Origin of the sequence: Ruminococcus sp. 1001136sp1, from assembly GCF_039841815.1 — a bacterium.
GTDB lineage: Bacteria > Bacillota > Clostridia > Lachnospirales > Lachnospiraceae > Blautia_A > Blautia_A faecis.
The window spans coordinates 1-2083 of record NZ_JBDPGY010000056.1 but is presented as its reverse complement, the minus strand read 5'-3'; the positions used below and the strand labels follow the sequence as shown (position 1 = coordinate 2083).

General features: G+C 34.0%; 2 protein-coding genes. Both read right to left on the bottom strand.

Annotated elements, in window-relative coordinates; genetic code table 11:
• Nucleotides 1-73: 73 nt before the first annotated feature.
• Nucleotides 74-499 (bottom strand): MarR family transcriptional regulator, encoded by a 426-nt coding sequence (locus tag ABHC48_RS20435; RefSeq protein WP_006858455.1) that lies wholly within the window; start codon nt 497-499, stop codon nt 74-76.
• Between the two features lies 1 nt (nt 500).
• Nucleotides 501-1865 (bottom strand): citrate/2-methylcitrate synthase, encoded by a 1365-nt coding sequence (locus tag ABHC48_RS20430; RefSeq protein ID WP_172679323.1) that lies wholly within the window; start codon nt 1863-1865, stop codon nt 501-503.
• Nucleotides 1866-2083 lie beyond the last annotated feature (218 nt).

The window sequence follows — 2083 nt, the reverse complement described above, 5'->3', positions numbered from 1 at the left end:
TTCTTTTTAAAGAAACAGTCATATTTTTATTCTAATATATGAAGGAGCTTTTCTTACTCCGTTGTATTAATCACTATTTTATTTCTTCCATAAGCTGTCGGATTTTTCTCAATGTACACCGCGTAACTGCCAGGTCATCTTCTTGTATATTCGATATGATTTTTTCATAAGCTTCTATCATTTTTTCTTTCTGACAATTACTTAATTCAATTGCCTTGTTCGTCAAAACAAGGTACGTTCTTTCTTTTTTTTCATCTAATTTCCAGATAATATATCCTTTATTTTCAAGACTTTTTACCATCTTAGATGTTTCTGGAATCGATAATTTCATGTATTCTGCCACTTCTGAAAGATATACTCCTTCATGACAGTCTGATTTTTCAACACATTCCTTTATACTATAAAGGAACAAATAATCTGTTCTTTCAACAAATTCAAATATGCTTTCAACATTGATGCTCTTTAAAAAAAACTCCTCTGCACTGGTTCCTGCTCCCATATTATCGTTCCTCTCTTTCTATATATTCTTTTTTGCTGACTAGACTCTTATATGCCGGGCGAATAATCTTATCTGTAGTTATCAATTCTTCCAGGCGATGTGCACTCCAACCAGCAATTCTTGCTATCGCAAATAATGGCGTGTACAATTCTCTTGGAATATTCAACATGTCATACACAAAACCACTATAGAAATCTATATTAGGACTTACTCCTTTGAATATCTGACGCTGCTTTGCAATCAACTTAGGTGCAATCTTCTCAATATTGTTATAAAGGGTCATATCTTTCTCACGTCCTTTATCCCTTGCGAGTTGTTCTACAAAGCCTTTGAACACCCTTTCTCTCGGATCGGAAATAGAATATACAGCATGTCCCATTCCATAAATAAGTCCTTTCTGATCAAACGCCTCTTTCTTCAAAATCTTACTCAGATATGATGCAATTTCCTCTTCGTCTTCATAATCTTTCACATGACTTTTAATATCATCCATCATATTCATTACCATCAGATTTGCACCGCCATGTTTTTTTCCTTTTAAGGATGACATTGCTGCTGAAATAACAGAATAAGTATCTGAACCTGAAGATGTTACTACCCGTGTAGTGAATGTAGAATTGTTACCACCACCATGTTCCATATGTAACAATAATGCTATATCCAGTACTCTTGCTTCCAGTTCTGTGAATTTTGTATCTGGTCTTAATAGGCGCAGGAAATTTTCAGCAATAGATAAATCTTTTTCAGGTCTATGAATATACATACTTTCGTTTTTTTCATAATGACAATAAGCATGGTATGCATATACTGCTAACATAGGAAATGCTGCGATCAACTGCATACTCTGCCTTAGCACATTCGGAATTTCAAGACTTTCTTTCTCCTTATCGTAAGAGCCCAATGTAAGAATACTTCGAGTCATAGAACCCATAATATCTGATGTAGGTGCTTTCATAATGACATCTCTGGTAAAGTTAGTCGGTAGTTCCATACAATCAGATAGTCTTCCCTGAAATTCCATTAACTGTGTATCAGTTGGCAATTCTCCGAATAAAAGAAGATATGCTCCTTCTTCAAAGACAAACCTTTTTCCTTTACTTCCTGTTACTAAATCTTTTATATTATAACCACGATAAGATAACTCGCCATCACATGGACTCTTTACTCCATCACGATATTCAAAAGCTTTTATATCAGAAATATTTGTAAGCCCCGTCAACACACCTTGGCCTTTTTCATCTCGTAAGCCTCTTTTTACACCATACTCTGAATATAGATTCTTACTAATGCTATCATTTTGTTCACAAAAAATTGCTTGCTGTTTCATATAATTTTCCAAATTGCTCATTTGAATCGCTCCTTTCATTCTGTTACGAACTTACATACTATACTCAGATATTCTTGTTTCCAGAGCATTCAGCATTGTCTGTTCTTTTTCTTATTCTTATTCATTAGCAATACAATACAATGGAAAACTCAATTTAACCTCAACAAGGTTTGTTTTTTCATCCATGCAAAATCTTCTTTGTACAACAGACTGTTAGATATAGCAAAAACGGCCTTTCAAAAACAGTTAACTTCTAA